Annotated in this window: 15 protein-coding genes; 9 read left to right on the top strand and 6 right to left on the bottom strand. The window is 71.3% G+C overall.

The annotated features are described in order from the left end of the window. Window positions 1–16 precede the first annotated feature (16 nt). The 6 genes from ABTX24_RS13670 to ABTX24_RS13645 all read right to left on the bottom strand — a co-directional run bounded on the left by ABTX24_RS13670 (window position 17) and on the right by ABTX24_RS13645 (window position 6,702). Window positions 17–1,138: a glycerate kinase gene (locus ABTX24_RS13670; RefSeq protein ID WP_350840300.1), complete on the bottom strand. Its 1,122-nt coding sequence runs from the start codon at window positions 1,136–1,138 to the stop codon at window positions 17–19. After that, window positions 1,138–1,989, bottom strand: coding sequence for a sugar phosphate isomerase/epimerase family protein (locus ABTX24_RS13665; protein WP_350712800.1), 852 nt, complete (start codon window positions 1,987–1,989; stop codon window positions 1,138–1,140). The genes ABTX24_RS13670 and ABTX24_RS13665 overlap by 1 nt, the downstream gene beginning before the upstream one ends. Next, the gene (locus ABTX24_RS13660) at window positions 1,986–3,170 is read right to left on the bottom strand and encodes a dihydrodipicolinate synthase family protein (protein WP_350840298.1); all 1,185 of its coding nucleotides are present in this window, start codon (window positions 3,168–3,170) and stop codon (window positions 1,986–1,988) included. The genes ABTX24_RS13665 and ABTX24_RS13660 overlap by 4 nt, the downstream gene beginning before the upstream one ends. After that, complete coding sequence (locus ABTX24_RS13655) at window positions 3,167–4,318, bottom strand: Gfo/Idh/MocA family protein (protein ID WP_350840296.1); 1,152 nt, start codon at window positions 4,316–4,318, stop codon at window positions 3,167–3,169. The genes ABTX24_RS13660 and ABTX24_RS13655 overlap by 4 nt, the downstream gene beginning before the upstream one ends. A 233-nt stretch (window positions 4,319–4,551) precedes the next feature. Beyond that, window positions 4,552–5,574, bottom strand: coding sequence for a LacI family DNA-binding transcriptional regulator (locus ABTX24_RS13650; protein ID WP_350840294.1), 1,023 nt, complete (start codon window positions 5,572–5,574; stop codon window positions 4,552–4,554). An 84-nt stretch (window positions 5,575–5,658) separates the two neighbouring features. Beyond that, on the bottom strand, window positions 5,659–6,702 hold the full coding sequence (locus tag ABTX24_RS13645; RefSeq protein WP_350712796.1) for a LacI family DNA-binding transcriptional regulator: 1,044 nt from the start codon (window positions 6,700–6,702) through the stop codon (window positions 5,659–5,661). 138 nt (window positions 6,703–6,840) lie between these two features. On the opposite strand from ABTX24_RS13645, the gene ABTX24_RS13640 reads away from it, so the two are divergent. From ABTX24_RS13640 to ABTX24_RS13600, 9 genes are all read left to right on the top strand, one after another. Continuing rightward, window positions 6,841–7,179 (top strand): L-rhamnose mutarotase, encoded by a 339-nt coding sequence (locus tag ABTX24_RS13640; RefSeq protein WP_160028480.1) that lies wholly within the window; start codon window positions 6,841–6,843, stop codon window positions 7,177–7,179. Between the two features lie 316 nt (window positions 7,180–7,495). Continuing rightward, window positions 7,496–8,665, top strand: a complete 1,170-nt coding sequence (rhaI, locus tag ABTX24_RS13635) for an L-rhamnose isomerase (protein WP_160028482.1) — start codon at window positions 7,496–7,498, stop codon at window positions 8,663–8,665. 7 nt (window positions 8,666–8,672) lie between these two features. After that, a complete protein-coding gene (locus tag ABTX24_RS13630) occupies window positions 8,673–10,703 on the top strand; it encodes a bifunctional aldolase/short-chain dehydrogenase (protein ID WP_350840291.1) in 2,031 nt (676 codons plus the stop codon). Then, the gene (locus ABTX24_RS13625) at window positions 10,700–12,184 is read left to right on the top strand and encodes a rhamnulokinase (RefSeq protein WP_350840289.1); all 1,485 of its coding nucleotides are present in this window, start codon (window positions 10,700–10,702) and stop codon (window positions 12,182–12,184) included. The genes ABTX24_RS13630 and ABTX24_RS13625 overlap by 4 nt, the downstream gene beginning before the upstream one ends. A gap of 23 nt (window positions 12,185–12,207) precedes the next feature. Then, window positions 12,208–15,306 carry a glycosyl hydrolase gene (locus ABTX24_RS13620; RefSeq protein WP_350840287.1) on the top strand — a complete coding sequence of 1,033 codons (3,099 nt, stop codon included), beginning with the start codon at window positions 12,208–12,210 and terminating at the stop codon, window positions 15,304–15,306. A gap of 62 nt (window positions 15,307–15,368) precedes the next feature. Next, complete coding sequence (locus tag ABTX24_RS13615) at window positions 15,369–15,596, top strand: helix-turn-helix domain-containing protein (protein WP_350840285.1); 228 nt, start codon at window positions 15,369–15,371, stop codon at window positions 15,594–15,596. Window positions 15,597–15,637: 41 nt separating this feature from the next. After that, window positions 15,638–16,393, top strand: coding sequence for a (Fe-S)-binding protein (locus ABTX24_RS13610; protein WP_350840283.1), 756 nt, complete (start codon window positions 15,638–15,640; stop codon window positions 16,391–16,393). Then, a complete protein-coding gene (locus ABTX24_RS13605; protein ID WP_350840281.1) occupies window positions 16,390–17,850 on the top strand; it encodes a lactate utilization protein B in 1,461 nt (486 codons plus the stop codon). Before ABTX24_RS13610 ends, ABTX24_RS13605 begins: the two co-directional genes overlap by 4 nt. Further along, entirely contained in the window at window positions 17,843–18,451 is a 609-nt protein-coding gene (locus ABTX24_RS13600; RefSeq protein WP_350840279.1) for a LutC/YkgG family protein, read from the top strand. The genes ABTX24_RS13605 and ABTX24_RS13600 overlap by 8 nt, the downstream gene beginning before the upstream one ends. Window positions 18,452–18,470 lie beyond the last annotated feature (19 nt).

Genomic DNA, 18,470 nt, shown 5'->3' with positions numbered 1-18,470 from the left:
AGCTACGAACGACGTGTTACCCGAGTTCGCCGCCGAGCTGTGAGAGCAGCTCGGCGGCGTTCGTCATGCAGCGCTCGGGGTCGGGCTCGAGGTCGGTGAGCGCGCGGACCTGGGCGGCCCCCGCCTGCTCCGCCTCGATGGGGGAGAGGGTGGTGCGGCCGCAGACGACGACGGCGCGGATGTTCGCCTCGCGGGCAGCCTGGAGCACACCCGTCGGTGCCTTGCCGGACAGGGTCTGATGGTCGAAGGAGCCCTCGCCGGTGACGACCAGGTCGGCGCCGTCGAGGGCCTCGTGGAAGCCGACGAGGCCGAGCAGCAGCTCGACACCGCGCTCGACCCGCCCGCCGAGCACCGCGAGAGCGGCGAACCCGACGCCGCCGGCCGCTCCGGCGCCGGGCGCTTCGACGATCTCGGCGCGATCGCGTCCGGTGGTCTCGGCGACCGTGGCTGCGTACGTCGCCAGGGCTGCCTCGAGCAGCTCCTGGTCCGCGGGACCGGCGCCCTTCTGGGCGGAGAAGGTGGCGACCGCACCGCGGGGACCGAGCAGCGGATTGTCGACGTCGCAGGCGACCACGATCTCGGTCTCCTGGAGACGAGAGTCGAGGCCGGAGAGATCGATCGCGGCGAGGCTGCCGAGCGATCCACCGCCCTCCGGGACCTCGGCCCCGGATGCGTCCAGCAACCGTGCGCCGAGGGCACGCAGCATCCCCGCCCCGCCGTCGTTGCTGGCGCTCCCGCCGAGGCCGAGAACGACCGTGCGGGCACCACCGTCGACGGCAGCGAGCACCGCCTCACCGAGACCGCGGGAGGACGAGGTCAGCGGAGCGAGCCGGCCGCCGGGCAGCCGCAGCAGCCCACAGGTGTCGGCGAGCTCCACGACCGCCAGGTCACCGCGAACCGCGTAGTGCGCCGCCACCGGCTCGAGCGTCGGGCCGGCGACCTCGACCGGCACCAGGTCGAAACCAGCCCCGTCCAGCGCCGCCACGGTGCCGTCGCCGCCGTCGGCGATCGGCACGATGCGTACCTCTGTCCCGGGGTTCGCCGCAAGGATCCCGGCGGCCACCGCCTCGTCGACCTCGCGTGCGGTCAGCGAGCCCTTGAACTTGTCGCAGGCGATGACGACCCGACGAGCCGGCATCACAGGTGGGGGAGGACGAGGTCGCGGTAGCGCTGCGCCATGGTGGCGAGCACGTCGTCGGGGTCGCCGGCCCAGACCGCCTCGTTGAAGATCTCGACCTCGACGTCACCGGTGTAGCCGGTCGCGGCGACCATCCGGGTGATCGACGCGAAGTCGATGACCCCGTCGCCCATCATCCCGCGCGCCAGCAGCGCGTCGGCGGGGATCGGCAGGTTGAAGTCGCAGACCTGGTACGCCGCGATCCGGCCCTCCGCTCCGGCCCGCTCGATCTGGGCCGCGATGTCCGGGTCCCAGAAGACGTGGAAGGTGTCCACGACGACCGCGACCGCGTCGACCGGGTGCGGCGCGGCCAGATCGAGTGCCTGGCCGAGGGTCGAGAGGACCGCGCGGTCGGCGACGTACATCGGGTGCAGCGCCTCCAGGACGAGCTTCACCCCGTGGTCACCTGCGTACGGTGCCAGCTCGGCGAGCCGCTCGGCGACCCGCTCCCGGGCGCCGGCCAGGTCCACGTCGCCCGCGGGTAGGCCGCCGACGACCATCACGAGCGCGTCGGTGCCGAGCGTCGCGGCCTCGTCGATCGCCCGCTTGTTGTCCTCGAGCGCGCTGGCGATCCCGGCCTCGTCGGATGCCGTCAGGAAGCCGCCGCGGCAGAGCGAGGAGACGCGCAGCCCGGCATCGCGGACGAGCTTGGCGGCCTTCTCCAGCCCGGCCTCGTGCACGCGGTCGCGCCACAGCCCCAGGGCGGGGATGCCGGCGCGGGCGGCTCCGTCGACGGCCTGGGCAAGGGTCCAGGAGTTGGTGGTCTTGGTGTTGAGTGAGAGGCGTTCCAGCCCGGTGATGCCGTCGGTCACTGGTCGACTCCTTGCACGGTGAGGAAGGCGCGCATGCGTGCGGCCGCGAGGTCGGGTCTGGTCAGCAGGCCGGCCGCGTCCGCGAGCCGGAACACCTCGGCGAGATGGGGCACCGAGCGACCGGTGTGCAGGCCGCCGGCCATCGAGAAGCCAGGCTGGTGGCCGTTGAGCCAGGAGAGGAACGCGATCCCGGTCTTGTAGTAGTAGGTCGGCGCCTCGAAGATCTTGCGGCCGAGCGCCTGGGTGCTCTCCAGCAGCTGCCTGGCCGTCTCGGGATCACCCTCGTCGAGCGCCTGCAGTGCGGCCGAGGCGGCCGGGTAGATCGCGGCGAAGATGCCGAGCAGCGCGTGCGAGAACTCGCCCTCCTCGGTCCCCTCGCCGACGATCAGCTCGGGGTAGTTGAAGTCGTCCCCCGTGTAGAGCCGTACGCCGCCGGGCAGCGCCCGGCGCAGCCCGACCTCGTGCTCGGCGTCGAGGAGCGAGACCTTGACCCCGTCGACCTTGCCGGGGCGGGCCCGGATCACGTCGAGGAAGGTCTCGGTCGCCTCCTCGACCGAGGACGAGCCCCAGTAGCCCGCCAGCGCGGGGTCGAACATGTCGCCCAGCCAGTGCAGGATCACCGGGCTCTCGGCCTCGTCGAGGAGGGTCGCGTAGACCTCGGCATAGTCCTCGGCGCTGCGAGCGACCCGGGCGAGCGCGCGCGAGGCCATCACGATCGTGGTCGCGCCGGTGTCGGCGACGACCTTCATCTGCTCGCGGTAGGCGTCGATGACGGTGGCCAGGCCTTGTCTGCCTTCGGGGACAGCGGACAGGGAGAGCTGGTCGGTGCCGGCGCCGCAGGCGATCGACCCACCGACAGTGGCCGCCTCGGCGGCGGAGCGGCGGATCAGCTCGGCCGCGGCCGTCCAGTCGACCCCCATGCCGCGCTGCGCGGTGTCCATCGCCTCGGCGACGCCGAGTCCGTAGGACCACAGCTCGTGCCGGTAGGCGAGAGTGCGGTCCCAGTCGATGTCCGCGGGGGCGCCGGGGACGTTCTCGGCCAGCGTGCGGGGGACGACGTGGGCGGCGGCGTACGCGGTGCGGGAGGTGAACGGCGCACTCGGCTTCGTCCACTCCGTGGGGGCCGCGAGCGTGTAGAGCTCGGTGCCGCCGTCGGGCAGCGGGAGGCGTACGGAGGTCACAGCTGGATCTCTCCGAGCTCGATCCGGCGGCCCTCGGCGGACGAGGTGAGCCCGGCCTCGGCGAGCCTGACGCCGCGGACCCCCGCCATGAAGTCGTACGGGTGCTCGCCGTCGCCCTCGACGTAGCGGATGAACTGCTCCCACTGAGCCTTGAAGCCGTTGTCGAAGGGCTGGTTGTCGGGCACCTCGGACCACTGCTCGCGGAACCGGATGCTCTCGACCAGGTCGGGGTTCCAGACCGGCTTCGGGGTCAGGTTGCGGTCCTGAGCGACGCAGTGGTGCAGGCCGGCGACGGCGGAGCCGTGGGTGCCGTCGACGTGGAACTCGACCAGCTCGCCGCGGTTGACCCGGGTGGCCCACGAGGAGTTGATCTGCGCGACGATCCCACCCTCGAGCTCGAAGATGCCGTAGGCGGAGTCGTCGGCGGTGGCTTCGTAGCGCGCGCCCTTCTCGTCCCAGCGCTCGGGGATGTGGGTGACGACCCTGGCGGTGACGGCCTCGACCTTGCCGAAGAGGTTCTCCAGGACGTAGTTCCAGTGGGGGAACATGTCGGTGGTGATGCCGCCGCCGTCCTCCTTGCGGTAGTTCCAGCTCGGCCGCTGAGCGGGCTGCAGGTCGCCTTCGAAGACCCAGTAGCCGAACTCGCCGCGCACGCTGAGGATGCGGCCGAAGAAGCCGGAGTCGACGAGCCGCTTCAGCTTGAGGAGGCCGGGGAGGTAGAGCTTGTCGTGGACGACGCCGCTCTTCACCCCGGCGTCGGCCGCCAGGCGCGCCAGGCGCAGCGAGCCCTCCACGTCGTCGGCGATCGGCTTCTCGGTGTAGACGTGCTTGCCGGCCGCGACCGCCTTGGTGATGGCGACCTCGCGGACGTTGGTCAGCTGGGAGTCGAAGTAGACCGTGTCCTCGGCGTCGGCGAGGGCCTCGTCGAGGTCGGTGGTCCAACGGTCCAGGCCATGCTCCTTGGCGATGTCCTGGAGCTTCTCGGCATTGCGTCCCACCAGGATCGGGTCGGGCAGGATCCGGGTGCCGTCGGAGAGCTCGACACCACCCTGCTCCTGGATCGCCAGGATGCTGCGCACCAGGTGCTGGCGGTAGCCCATGCGTCCGGTGACGCCGTTCATGATGATGCCGAGCCGTCGTGTGGCCATGTGAGGGTTCCTCGTCTGCTGGAATCGCGGGAAAGCGATGGGGGAAAGCGCTTTCCGATACGGTATGGCAAATGTGATGGCCGTCGCAAGAGGGTGTTCCGCCGAGCCGGTGTTCAACCCGGCCGAGTCGGCGCGTCTGTCTCAGCCACGAGCGCCGAGTCGGCGCGTCTGTTCCATGTCGTAGTGCCGACTCGGCGCCGGTTCTCGGGACAGTTGCGCCGAGTCGGGGGGTGTCAGGTACGCGGGGGAGTGCTCTCCCGCACCACGACCTCGCCGTGGACGGACCGCTTGCGAAGCTCCGCTGACGGCTTGCCGAGGACGAGCTCGAGCGCGAGCCTGCCGATGTCGGCCAGCGGGAGACGTACGGTGGTCAGCCCGGGTGTCACGTCGCGCAGCGTGGCGATGTCGTCGAAGCCGGCGACGGCCAGATCGGGGCCCACCTCGACGCCGGCCTGCCGGCAGGCGGCGAGGGCGCCGACCGCCATCAGGTCGTTGACCGCGAAGACGCAGTCCACCTTCGGGCCGTCCTCGAGCAGCCGGGTCATCGCCCGGCGTCCGCCGTCCCGGCTGAACTCGTCGGAGACGCACGCCGGCTCCGAGCCGGTCGCCTCCCGCCATCCTTCCGCGAAGCCGGCGTGACGCTCGGCCGAGACCAGCAGGTTCTCGGGGCCGGTGAGCACCGCGGCGCGGCGGTAGCCGAGGCCGACCAGCCGCTCGGCCAGTGCCTTGGCGCCGCCGTGGTTGTCGATCACGACGGTGTCGACAGGCAGGCGCGGCTGGCTGATCGCGGCCGCCCGGCCGCCGCCGTCCAGGTAGGAGGTCAGCAGGTCCGCGACCTCGCTGGTGTGGCGTACGTCGGCCGTGTCGCTTCCCGCCAGCACGATCGCCCGGCTGCGCTGGCGCCGCAGCGCGGCCAGGAACTTCTGCTCGCGCTCGGGCTGGCCGCCGGTGTTGCACAACATCACCAGCAGGCCGTGCTTCTCGGCCTCGTCGGCCAGGCCGCCGGCGATGGTGGAGAAGTAGGGGTCGGAGATGTCCTTCACCAGGAGCCCGACCGTCTCGGTCGAGCCGCGCGCCATGGCCTGGGCGTTGGCGTTGGGCGTGTAGCCGAGCTTGCTCGCCGCGGCCAGGACCCGCTCCTGCAGTTCAGGGCGCACCACCCGGTCGCTCCCGTTCAACGCGCGCGACGCGGTGGCCAGCGAGACCCCTGCCTCGCGGGCGACATCGCTCAGCGTCGCTGCGCGTTCTCCGGCCAACTGACTCTCCTTCGGCTTCCGATCCTGGAGCCTAAGGCATCCGACGAAGACGTACGCCCGCTCGTGCTCCGGTCGGCTCGGCGGTCAGGGGCGTCCGAGGGTGGAGGCGCGGGCGACGAGCTCCGGCGTGAAGACGACCTGCTCGTGCTGGTGGTCGGGGTTGCCGACCTCGTCGAGGAGGAGCTCGGCGGCGCGGCGGCCGAGGTCCTGGCGGGGCTGGCGCACGGAGGAGAGCGGTACGGCAGCGGCGGCGGCGAACTCGATGTCGTCGTAGCCGACGATCGCGAGGTCGCCGGGCACGGTCCGGCCGCTGGAGATCGTCTGCTGGAGGAGCCCGAGCGCGAGCAGGTCGTTGGCGCAGAACGCGGCGGTGGGGCGGCGCCGGGCGGGCAGTCCGACGAGCCGCTCGCCGGCGGCACGGCCGGAGGCGACGGTGGGAGCGTCGCAGGTGAGCACGACCAGGTCCTCCGGCGGCAGCCCGGCCTCGGCCCAGGCCTGCCGGGCGCCCTCGCCGCGGTCGCGGACCTGTCCGATCGACTCCGGCCCACCGACGTACGCCACCCGCTTGTGGCCGGCGTCGATGAGGTGCTCGACGGCCAGCCGGCCGCCCAGGACGTCATCGACGGCGACGGAGCAGAACGACGACCCGGCCCGGGTGCGGTCGACGATGACGACCGGGGTGCCCCGCTCGATCAGCTGGTCGAGCTGCGGGTCGTCGGGGTCGACCGGGGTGATCAGGATGCCCTGGACCCGCTGCTGCTGCAGGTGGGCCAGGTGGGCGCCCTCGCGGGCCGAGCGGCCGTCGCTGTTGCACAGGAAGAGCGAGAGCCCGGCCGCCTCGGCGGCCAGCTCGATGCCGCGGGCGACGTCGGTGAAGAACGGGTTGCCGGCGTCGAGCATGACGTAGGCCAGCGACTGGGTGCTGCCGGTGCGCAGCGAGCGCGCCGACTCGTTGCGTACGAAGCCGAGGTCGGCCATCGCGCGCTCGACCCGCTCGCGGGTCGTCCGGCTGACCCGGTCGGGGCGGTTGAGCACGTTGGACACCGTGCCGAGGGAGACGCCTGCGGTGGCCGCGACATCCTTGACCGAGGCGCTGCGCGGTGTACCCGCACCTGGTGTGATCGCCACCTGGGCTCCTTCCTGAAACGTTCAATCGCAGCATAGGCCGTGGGCGGCGCTGGTGACGAGGAAGGACGCTACCGGGATTGACCGATGTCGGACATGCTCATTAGCGTCCGTGCCTAAATCGTTTCATCGGAGGTCGTCATGGAGCGCGTCTGCTTCCAGCTGCAGGTCAAGCCCGAGCGCATCGAGGAGTACAAGCGGCGCCATGCCGCCGTCTGGCCCGACATGCTCCAGGCGCTCGCGGAGACCGGCTGGCACAACTACTCGCTGTTCCTGCGCCCCGACGGCCTGCTCATCGGCTACGTCGAGACCCCCTCCATCGAGGCTGCTCAGGCGGGCATGGCGGCCACCGAGGTCAACGCCCGCTGGCAGGCGGAGATGGCGGAGTTCTTCGAGGACCTCGACGGTGTCGCGCCCGACGAGGGCTTCCTCCGCCTCGAAGAGGTCTTCCATCTCGAGGACCAGCTCGGTCGCGCCTGAATCCCTCGCCGAGTCGGCGCGTTCTAACGCGCCGACTCGGTGACGGTTGCGGTCAGGACGGGCCGTCTCGGCGACGGTTGCGGTCAGGACGGGCCGACTCGGTGACGGTTGCGGTCAGGACGGGCCGACTCGGTGACGGTTGCGGTCAGGACGGGCCGACTCGGTGACGGTTGCGGTCAGGACGGGCCGACTCGGCGACGGTCGGCGCGGAACTGAAACGCAACGAAAGCCGTCCTCCTCTTGACGCAAGTGACGTGCGCCACTAACGTCGGATGCGCGCTTTGAAACCTTTCAACGCACACAGAGAGGCTCTCCGATGACGACGTTCGACCAGATCTCGGGCGACCTGGCCGCCCTTGAGATCGAGGTCCCCTCGTGGGCCTACGGAAACTCGGGGACCCGGTTCAAGGTCTTCGGCACCCCGGGCACCCCGCGCACCCCCGAGGAGAAGGTCGCCGACGCGGCCACCGTTCACCGCTTCACCGGCCTGGCGCCGAGCGTCGCGCTGCACATCCCGTGGGACAAGGTCGATGACTACGCGGCCCTACGCTCGTACGCCGAGGACCAGGGGATCGCGCTCGGCACGATCAACTCCAACACCTTCCAGGACGACGACTACAAGCTCGGTGCGCTCACCCACACCGACGCGAAGATCCGGCAGAAGGCGATCGACCACCACTTCGAGTGCATCGAGGTGATGCACGCGACCGGCTCGCGCGACCTGAAGATCTGGCTCGCCGAGGGCTCCAACTATCCCGGCCAGGCCGACATGCGCGGCCGCCAGGACCGGCTCGCCGAGTCGCTCGCGACCATCTACGAGCGCCTCGGTGAGGAGCAGCGCCTGGTGCTCGAGTACAAGTTCTTCGAGCCGGCGTTCTACCACACCGACGTCCCCGACTGGGGCACCTCGTTCGCCCAGGTCAGCGCCCTCGGCGACCGGGCCGTCGTGTGCCTCGACACCGGCCATCACGCGCCCGGCACCAACATCGAGTTCATCGTGATGCAGCTGCTGCGGCTGGGGAAGCTCGGCTCCTTCGACTTCAACAGCCGCTTCTACGCCGACGACGACCTGATCGTCGGTGCGGCCGACCCGTTCCAGCTCTTCCGGATCCTCGTCGAGGTGGTCCGCGGCGGTGGGTTCAAGCCCGTGGCCGAGGGCGGGGTCGCCTTCATGCTCGACCAGTGCCACAACATCGAGAAGAAAATCCCGGGCCAGATCCGGTCCGTGCTCAACGTCCAGGAGATGTCCGCACGGGCGCTCCTCCTCGACACCGACGCTCTCGCCGCGGCGCAGGAGGACGGCGACGTACTCCTGGCCAACGAGATCTTCATGGACGCCTTTTACACCGACGTACGTGCCGACCTCGGCGGGTGGCGTGAGGACCGCGGCCTGCCCGCGAACCCGATGCGCGCCTACCTGGCCAGCGGCTACCAGGAACAGATCGAAGCCGCCCGAATCGGCGGCACCCAGGCTGGATGGAACTGAAAGACTCATGACCACTGCAGAAGACCTGATCGCGCGCTCGAACCGCCTCGGCGCCGACCCGAAGAACACCAACTACGCCGGCGGCAACACCTCCGCCAAGGGCACCGCGACCGACCCGGTCACCGGCCAGGACGTCGAGTTGCTCTGGGTGAAGGGTTCCGGCGGTGACCTGGGCACCCTGAAGGAGAGCGGCCTCGCCGTGCTCCGGCTCGACCGGATGCGCGCGCTCGTCGACGTCTACCCGGGCGTCGAGCGCGAGGACGAGATGGTCGCCGCCTTCGACTACTGCCTGCACGGCAAGGGTGGCGCGGCTCCCTCGATCGACACGGCGATGCACGGCCTCGTCGATGCCGCCCACGTCGACCACCTCCACCCCGACTCCGGCATCGCGATCGCGACGGCCGCCGACGGCGAGGCGCTGACCACCACGATCTTCGGCGACCAGGTCGTCTGGGTGCCGTGGCGCCGCCCCGGCTTCCAGCTCGGCCTCGACATCGCCGAGATCAAGGCGAAGAACCCGCAGGCGGTCGGCTGCATCCTCGGTGGCCACGGCATCACCGCCTGGGGCGACACCAGCGAGGAGGCCGAGAAGAACTCGCTGTGGATCATCGACACGGCCGCCGCCTACATCGACGAGCACAGCAAGGCCGAGCCGTTCGGTCCCGCGCTCGAGGGCTACGGCCCGCTGGACGAGGCCGAGCGGCGTACGAAGGCGGCTGCGCTCGCCCCCACGATCCGCGGCATCGCGTCGGCGGACCAGCCGATGGTCGGCCACTTCACCGACTCCGAGGTGGTCCTCGACTTCCTGGCTCGCGAGGCTCACCCGCGCCTGACCGAGCTCGGCACCTCGTGCCCCGACCACTTCCTGCGTACGAAGGTCAAGCCGCTGGTCCTCGACCTCCCGGCCACGGCCTCCGTCGAGGACAGCATCGCCCGGCTCAAGGAGCTCGCGGTCAGCTACCGCGAGGACTACCAGGGCTACTACGACCGCCACGCCGACGCCGACAGCCCCGCCATCCGCGGCAAGGACCCGCTCATCGTCCTGGTCCCCGGCGTCGGGATGTTCTCCTTCGGAAAGAACAAGCAGACGGCAAGAGTCGCGGGGGAGTTCTACGTCAACGCGATCAACGTGATGCGCGGTGCCGAGGGGCTCTCGACGTACGCCCCGATCGACGAGTCGGAGAAGTTCCGCATCGAGTACTGGGCGCTCGAGGAGGCCAAGCTCCAGCGGATGCCCGCCCCCAAGCCCCTGGCGACCCGGGTCGCGCTGGTCACCGGCGCCGCCTCCGGCATCGGCAAGGCCACCGCGAAGCGGCTCGCCGCCGAGGGTGCCTGCGTCGTGATCGCCGACCTCGATCTCGCCAAGGCCCAGGCTGCGGCGGAAGAGATCGGCAACAGCGATGTGGCTGTCGGTCTCGCCGCCGACGTCTCCGACGAGGCCGCCGTGCAGGCGATGTTCGACGCCGCGGTGCTCGCCTTCGGCGGTGTCGACCTGGTCGTCAACAACGCCGGCCTGTCGCTGTCGAAGTCGCTGCTGGAGACCACCGAGCGCGACTGGGACCTCCAGCACGACGTGATGGCCAAGGGCTCTTTCCTGGTCTCCAAGGCTGCGGCCAAGGTGCTGATCGAGCAGGAGATGGGCGGCGACATCGTCTACATCTCCTCGAAGAACTCGCTCTTCGCCGGACCGAACAACGTCGCCTACGGTGCCGCGAAGGCCGACCAGGCCCACCAGGTACGCCTCCTGGCCGCCGAGCTCGGCGAGCACGGCATCAAGGTCAACGGCATCAACCCCGACGGCGTGGTCCAGGGCTCCGGCATCTTCGCCGGCGGCTGGGGCGCCAAGCGCGCCGAGGTCTACGGGGTCAAGGAGGAGGAGCTCGGCAAGTTCTACGCCCAGCGCACCCTGCTCAAGCGCGAGGTGCTCCCCGAGAACATCGCCAACGCCGTCTTCGTGCTCTGCGGCCCCGACCTGACCCACACCACCGGTCTGCACGTCCCCGTCGACGCCGGCGTCGCGGCCGCCTTCTTGCGATGAGCAAACACCTCAGGGTCGCGGCGGTCGACCTGGGCGCCACCTCCGGCCGGGTCATGTCCGGCCGGATCGGTGGCGACCGGGTCGAGCTCGACGAGCTGCACCGCTTCCCCAACGGCGCGGTACGTGTCCGCGGATCGCTCTTCTGGGACGTGCTCGGTATCCATCGCGAGGTGCTCGCCGGCATCCGCGAGGTGGCCCGGACCGGGCCGCTGCACGGCATCGGCATCGACTCCTGGGCCATCGACCACGGGCTGCTGGACCACGACGGCCAGCTCGTCGGTCAGGTCTTCAGCCACCGCGACGCCCGCGTCGAGGGGATCGCCGAGAAGGTCGTCGCCCAGATCGGCGCGGCGACCCTCTACGGCACCACGGGCATCCAGCAGCTCCCGTTCAACACGATCTACCAGCTCGTCGCGGCGCGCGGCACCACCGCCCTCGACAACGCCGAGACGATGCTGCTGCTACCGGACCTGCTCGGCTACTGGCTCACCGGTGCGATCGGCGCCGAGCGCACCAACGCCTCGACCACCCAGCTCTACGACGTCCGTCAGGGCGCCTGGGCGGTCGACCTGTGCCGAGAGCTCGGGATTCCCGATGGGGTCCTCCCGCCCCTTCGGGACCCGGGCTCTCTCCTCGGCACGCTGCTGCCCGAGGTCGCTGACGAGCTGGGTGCCACCACCGACGTACCCGTGGTCGCGGTGGGCTCCCATGACACCGCCTCGGCGGTCGTCGGCGTCCCCGCTGACACCGGCAGCGACGGGGAGTTCGCCTACATCTCCTCGGGCACCTGGTCGCTGGTCGGCCTCGAGCTCGGCCAGCCGGTGCTGACCGAGGAGGCCCGGCTCGCCGACTTCACCAACGAGGTCGGCGTCGACGGGACCATCCGCTTCCTCAAGAACGTGATGGGCCTGTGGGTCCTGTCGGAGTCGCTGCGCTCGTGGAGCGAGCGGCGCTACCAGGGCGCGGAGCTGGGCTCGCTGCTCGCTGCCGCGGCGGAGCTCGAGCCGCTGCGTACGGTCGTCGACATCAACGACCCGCGACTGCTCTTCCCGAGCACGCCGGCCGACCCGATGCCGGAGCGGATCGCCGCGCTGGCCGCCGAGTCCGACGAGGCGATCCCACACTCGCCGGCAGCGATCACCCGCTGCATCCTCGACAGCCTCGCTGTCGCCTACCGACGTCACGTCCGCACCGCGGCCGCCCTCGCGGGCACCTCGCCCGAGGTCGTCCACGTCGTCGGCGGCGGCTCGCAGAACGAGCTGCTCTGCCAGCTCACCGCGGACGCCTGCGGCCTGCCGGTTCTCGCCGGCCCGGTCGAGGCGGCCGCACTCGGAAACGTCCTGGTCCAGGGCAGGTCCCTCGGGGCCGACCTGCCCGACCTCCCCGCGATGCGGGACCTGGTCCGCCGCTCCTACGACGTACGCCGCTTCGAGCCGCGCGACGGCCTCGACTGGGCCGCCGCAGAGGCCCGCATCTCCTGACCCTGCTCCCCGAAGGCACCCCCATGACCGACTTCCTCTCCAACGCCCGGCTCAGCCGCCGCGCGCTCTTCGGCACCGCGGCCGCCACCCTCGGCACCGCTGCCGCCGGCGTCACCGCGACCGCAGCCGCGACCCCCGCCGGGGCGACGACCGCGACCGCCACCTCCGGGCTCCCGGACGCCTTCGTCAAGGCGTTCCGCAAGCCGGGGACCACCACCGCCGCGGGCTTCCGCTGGTGGTGGCCGCACGGCCTCGTCGACCCGGTCGAGATCGCGCGGGAGGTCGACCAGGTCGCCGACGCCGGGTTCGGCGTGCTCGAGGTCGCCGACGTCACCCACAGCCTGCGTGCCCGCAACATCGACATCGACGTCGCGACGCACGGGTGGGGGACCGCACCGTGGGTGGCCGGCGTCAAGGCTGCGCTCGCGCAGGCGGCGAAGCGTGACGTACGCGTGGACCTGACCGTCGGCCCCTCGTGGCCGGCCGCCGTTCCGACGATCACCCCCGACGACGACGCCGCCTGCACCGAGCTCGTGCACGGTCAGGCGGTCGTCAGTGCCGGGTCGTCCTACGACGCGGCACTTCCCGAGCCCGTCGTGGAGCCGGCGTCGTCGGTGACCCGCGCGGAGCTGGTGACCGTGCAGGCGCACCGCGTCACCGGCTACGTACGCGACCGCAACAACAACATCACCAGCACGATCCTCGACCCGGCCTCCTACCTCGACCTCAGCGCAAGCGTCGAGGGCGAGCACCTCACCTGGACCGCGCCGGCCGACCCGGCCGGCGCCACCTGGGTCGTGCTGGCGACCTGGCAGCGGGGCTCGGGCCAGGAGCCCGAGGCCGGCCCGCACACCTCCCCGCGTGCCTACGTGGTCGACCACTTCAACCGCCGCGGCGCCCAGAAGGTCATCGACCTGTGGCAGGACAGGGTGCTCGACGGCGAGCTGCGTACGCTGCTGCGGGCCGCGGGCGGCTACCTCTTCGAGGACTCCCTCGAGATCGAGACCGAGGCGACGATCTGGACCCGCGACCTCCTCGACGAGTTCGAGGCGAAGCACGGCTACGACCTGCGGCCGTGGCTGCCGTTCGTGCTGGAGAAGGACGAGAAGTACCAGTTCTCGATCGCGGCCACCGACCCCGCCACCGCCGACAACCTGCGCACCAACGAGATCCGCGACGACTACAACATCGTGCTCTCCGACCTCTACCGCGACCATCACCTGCGCCCGATGCAGGAGTTCGCGAAGACGCTCGGCATGGGCATCCGGATCCAGCCCTACGGCCTCGAGACCGACACCATGCAGCACTCGGCCGTGGTCGACGTACCGGAGACCGAGTCCCTGGGCTTCAAGAACCTGGACGACTACCGGGTGATGGCCGCCGGCCGCGACCTCGCCGGCCACACGGTCCTCTCCTGCGAGGCGATCTGCTACAACGGCGCGGCGTACAACACGACCTGGGGCGCCAACAGCACCAGCCCGACCGCCCAGAACCAGGCGCTGTTCACGATCAACAGCATCTTCGTCGCCGGCGTGAACCAGCTGATGATCCACGGCTTCCCCTACGCGAAGGCGCCCGACGTCACCTGGCCGGGCTTCGCGGCCTTCTCGCCCTACTACAACGGCGCGATCGGCTTCGGCGAGGCCTGGGGACCACGCACCCCGCAGTGGCAGCACATCCCCGGCATCGCCGCCTACCTCGCCCGCACCCAGCTGGTGCTGCAGACCGGCACCCCGAAGTACGACGTCGCGTTCTGGCGCCACAAGGGCTGGGCCTCGACCGGCATCGGCCCGCAGTGGATCACCAACAACGGCACCAAGCTCGGCTGGTCGCACTCCTTCGTCAGCGCCTCGCTGCTCGCGCTCGACGGCGTCGACGTCGCGAACGGCCGCCTGGCGCCGGACGGCCCCGCTTTCAAGGCTGTCGTCGTCGGCCCCGACAACCTGCGCAGCAACGCGTTCACGATGGAGATCGACGGCGCGAAGCGGCTGCTCGCACTCGGCCGCAAGGGCCTGCCGATCGTGCTCATCGGTGACTGGTCGCAGGTCACCGTCGCCGGTCGCGACAGTGAGGCGGCGACCGCCGAGGTGCGCTCGCTGATGGCCCAGGTCGGCGCGCTGCCGACCACCCGCACCGTCCCCGAGGCCGAGGTCGGCAACGCGCTGGCCGCACTCGGTGTCGTACGCGACGTGGAGCACGCCGACTCCACCGCGATGCACGTCCGGCGCGTCACCGGCAAGGTCGACCTCTACTACCTCGCCAACGCCCGGCACGCCGAGAACCGGCGCCTCAACCCGGTGCAGCAGGACGTCTGGCTGACCGCCACCGACCGCGCCGCCGTGCCGTGGCTGCTGGACGCGTGGACCGGTGAGGTCACCCGGATCGCCGCCTACGAGCGTGTCGGCGACCGGGTCCGGGTGCGGGTCGACCTCGTTCCCGGCCAGTCCACCGTGGTCGCTCTCGCGGCTCCGGGCGCGGGCGTCGCCCGCTCTGTTCTCCCCGTCGCCACCGCTGGCCAGGCCGTGGTGGCGCGGGGCGCCAACGTCGCGCTGCGCACGACGACCGCCGGCACCTTCGAGCTCACCAAGGCCGACGGCCGGACGGTGAAGGTCGCCGTCGACCGGGTGCGCGAGCCGGTGACGCCACAGTCCTGGGCCCTCGCGCTGGAGGACTGGAAGCCGGCGAACCCGGCCGACCCCCAGGACCTCGCGACGACGAAGGAGGTCGTGACCAGCGACCTCGCGGCGCCACAGTCCTGGTCGAAGGTCGCCGGCCTGGAGGACGCCTCCGGCGTCGGCCGCTACCGCACGAGCATCGACCTCGGCACCGACTGGACCGCGGAGGACGGCGCCTACCTCGAGCTCGGCGAGGTCAACGACACCTTCCGGGTGCGCGTCAACGGTGAGCTGCTGGCACCGTGCGACCCGATGGACCCGGTGGTCGACCTGGGCCATGCCCTGGTCCCCGGCTCCAACACGATCGAGATCGAGGTGGCCTCGACGCTGCTCAACCGGCTGCGCACCGTCACCCCGTCGGTCTACGGCGTGGCGAGCAGGCAGAGCTACGGGCTCGCCGGGCCGGTGCGCCTGGTGCCCTACGTCGAGAAGGTGGTGGCCGGATGAGCGCGGTGTCCCGGTCGCGAGCCCATCCAACGGTCAGCGTCATGCTGAGACAGGAGTGAACCGTGGCGGCCTCGGGCGGCGTACGACCTTCCACTACGACCGACCTTCCATCGGGCGAGGTGGAGGTGCTGGCGTTGTTCGCTCGGGGCTACACGATCGAGCGGATCGCGCGGGCGCTGGGCATCTCCGAACGCACCGTGCGGCGCCGTCTCCGGGCGGCCGCGGATGCGCTGGGAGCGGGGACGAGTGTGGAGGCGGTCGTGCGGGCCGTACGCACCGGACTCATCTGAACTGATGTGATGGACATGAGAGAGACGAAGGAGGCCGCCGGATGCGAGTCGCGCTGATGGTCACGTGCATCAACGACGCGCTCTACCCGAGCACAGGTCAGGCCGTCGTACGCCTCCTGCGCCGGCTCGGCGTCGAGGTCGACTTCCCGCAGGCGCAGACCTGCTGCGGACAGCCGATGGTCAACACCGGCTACCTGGACGAGGCGGTCCCGGTGGTGCGTACGTTCGTGGACGCCTTCGCCGGCTACGACGCCGTCGTGACGCCGTCCGGGTCGTGCGCGGGATCGGCCCGGCACCAGCACTCGATCGTGGCCCGCCGCTCCGGCGACCCCGGCCTCGAGCGAGCCGTCGCGGAGGTCGCCCCGAAGGTCTATGAGCTCTCCGAGTTCCTCGTCGACGTGCTCGGCGTGACCGACGTGGGCGCCTACTACCCGCACCGGGTGACCTACCACGCGACCTGCCACTCGCTGCGGATGCTGGGCGTGGGGGACCGGCCGCGACGGCTGCTGGAGGCGGTGCGGGGGATCAGGCTGGTCGACCTGCCCGGCGCCGACCAGTGCTGCGGCTTCGGCGGCACCTTCGCGGTCAAGAACGCCGACACCTCGATCGCGATGGGCGCCGACAAGGCCCGCCACATCCGCGAGACAGGCGCCGAGATCGTGGTCGCCGGCGACAACTCCTGCCTGACCCACATCGGTGGCGTGCTCTCCCGGCAGCGTTCGGGCGTACGTACCGTCCATCTCGCCGAGATCCTCGCCTCGACCGAGTCGAGCCCCGCAGAAGGAGTGGCCCGATGAGCGGCACGTTCGTCGGCATGCCGGCCTTCCCGGAGGCCGCGCGCGAGGCCCTCGCCGACTCCCAGCTGCGCCATAATCTCGCCCACGCGACCGGCACGATCCGCGCCAAGCGGGCGAAGGTCGTCGCCGAGGTCGAGGACTGGGAGGAGCTGCGCCTGGCCGGTGCCGCGGTCAAGGAGCGCGCGCTGCTCGACCTCGACACCCAGCTCGTACGCCTCGAGGAGACCCTCACCGCCAACGGCGCCACCGTCCACTGGGCCCGCGACGCCGCCGAGGCCAACGCGATCGTCGCTGCGATCGCCAAGGCGCACCATGCCGAGGAGGTCGTGAAGGTCAAGTCGATGGTGACCCAGGAGATCGGGCTCAACGAGGCGCTCGCCGAGGAGGGCATCGCGGCCTGGGAGACCGACCTGGCCGAGCTGATCGTGCAGCTCGGCGAGGACCTGCCGAGCCACATCCTGGTGCCGGCGATCCACCGCAACAGGGCCGAGATCCGCGAGATCTTCCGGTCGAAGATGGGAGCCGCCGGCCGTCCGGCACCCGTAGACCTCACCGACGAGCCGGCTGTCCTCGCCGCCGCCGCGCGGGAGCACCTGCGCGAGAAGTTCCTGCGTGCGAAGGTCGGGATCTCCGGTGCCAACTTCGCGGTCGCCGAGACCGGCACCCTCGTCGTCGTGGAGTCGGAGGGCAACGGCCGGATGTGCCTGACCCTGCCCGACGTGCTGGTCTCCGTCGTCGGCATCGAGAAGGTCGTCTCCCGCTGGGAGGACCTCGACCCGATGCTCAGGCTCCTGCCGAGATCCTCGACCGGCGAGCGGATGAACCCCTACACCTCGACGTGGAGCGGGATCACCCCCGGCGACGGCCCGCAGGAGGTGCACGTGGTGCTCCTCGACAACGGCCGCACCCGCGCCCTGGCCGACGAGGTCGGTCGGCAGGCGCTGCGCTGCATCCGCTGCTCGGCGTGCCTCAACGTCTGCCCGGTCTACGAGCGCACCGGCGGCCATGCGTACGGCTCGGTCTACCCGGGTCCCATCGGCGCCATCCTCAACCCGCTGCTCAAGGGCGTCGGCCACGACGACCAGACCGACTCGCTGCCCTACGCCTCCTCGCTGTGCGGCGCCTGCTTCGAGGTCTGTCCGGTACGCATCGACATCCCCTCCGTCCTGGTCGACCAGCGCGCCCAGGTGGTCGACGCCCACCGAGGTGGCGTACCCAAGCCCGAGGCCGTGGCGATGAAGGGTGCGGCGTACGTCCTGGGGCGCTCGCGCCGCCTCGCTGCCGTCGAGCGCTTCACCGGTCTCGGCATGCGCTTCGCGCGCCGCTTCGGACCCGCCGCCTGGATCGGCGCGCGAGATCTGCCCGACGCGCCGGGGGAGAGCTTCCGGGCCTGGTGGCTGCGCACGGATGGCGGCCGCACCGACAACGGCCGAACGGGAGATGGCAGCGATGACTGACGCACGCACCGAGATCCTCGCCAGGGTCCGCGAGGCGCTGGCCGGCTCGACGATCGACCTCGCCGAGGCCGGCGCCACTCGGGACCTCGCGCCGGTCGCGACCCCGGCGGTCGTCGACCTCTTCGCCGAACGCGTGGCCGACTACCGCGCCGTGGTCGAGCGCTGCGGAGCCGAGGAGCTCGAGGACCGCATCGCCGCTGCGCTCCCAGCCGGCGGGGTGGTCGTCCCGCCCGGGCTGTCGGTCCAGGTCCCCGGCGCGATCGTCGACGACGGCACCCTCACCGCCGCGGAGCTGGACCGGATCGCAGCGGTCGTCACCGAGGCCCGGGTCGGCATCGCCGAGACCGGCACGATCGTCCTCGACCACGCCGCCGACCAGGGCCGCCGAGCCATCTCGCTGGTCCCCGACACCCACATCTGCGTCGTCCGCGAGGACCAGGTGGTCCCCGACGTCCCCGATGCCATCGGCGTCCTGGACCCCGCCCGTCCGCAGACGTGGATCAGCGGCCCGTCGGCCACCAGCGACATCGAGCTCGACCGCGTCGAAGGCGTCCACGGCCCTCGCACCCTCCACGTCCTGGTGGTCGCCGGCAGACGGTGACCGGATCCGGCCACGACCC

Origin of the sequence: Nocardioides sp. NPDC127514, from assembly GCF_040302125.1 — a bacterium.
GTDB lineage: Bacteria > Actinomycetota > Actinomycetes > Propionibacteriales > Nocardioidaceae > Nocardioides.
The sequence above is the reverse complement of the archived record's forward strand: the minus strand, read 5'-3'. Positions and strand labels throughout refer to the sequence as shown.

Bases quoted from the DNA above. Each gene is read 5' to 3' on its own strand.
- ABTX24_RS13655 (WP_350840296.1), bottom strand. From the start codon at position 4,318: ATGGCCACACGACGGCTCGGCATCATCATGAACGGCGTCACCGGACGC.
- ABTX24_RS13625 (WP_350840289.1), top strand. From the start codon at position 10,700: ATGAGCAAACACCTCAGGGTCGCGGCGGTCGACCTGGGCGCCACCTCC.
- ABTX24_RS13670 (WP_350840300.1), bottom strand. From the start codon at position 1,138: ATGCCGGCTCGTCGGGTCGTCATCGCCTGCGACAAGTTCAAGGGCTCG.
- ABTX24_RS13630 (WP_350840291.1), top strand. From the start codon at position 8,673: ATGACCACTGCAGAAGACCTGATCGCGCGCTCGAACCGCCTCGGCGCC.
- ABTX24_RS13620 (WP_350840287.1), top strand. From the start codon at position 12,208: ATGACCGACTTCCTCTCCAACGCCCGGCTCAGCCGCCGCGCGCTCTTC.
- rhaI (WP_160028482.1), top strand. From the start codon at position 7,496: ATGACGACGTTCGACCAGATCTCGGGCGACCTGGCCGCCCTTGAGATC.
- ABTX24_RS13600 (WP_350840279.1), top strand. From the start codon at position 17,843: ATGACTGACGCACGCACCGAGATCCTCGCCAGGGTCCGCGAGGCGCTG.
- ABTX24_RS13640 (WP_160028480.1), top strand. From the start codon at position 6,841: ATGGAGCGCGTCTGCTTCCAGCTGCAGGTCAAGCCCGAGCGCATCGAG.
- ABTX24_RS13605 (WP_350840281.1), top strand. From the start codon at position 16,390: ATGAGCGGCACGTTCGTCGGCATGCCGGCCTTCCCGGAGGCCGCGCGC.
- ABTX24_RS13610 (WP_350840283.1), top strand. From the start codon at position 15,638: ATGCGAGTCGCGCTGATGGTCACGTGCATCAACGACGCGCTCTACCCG.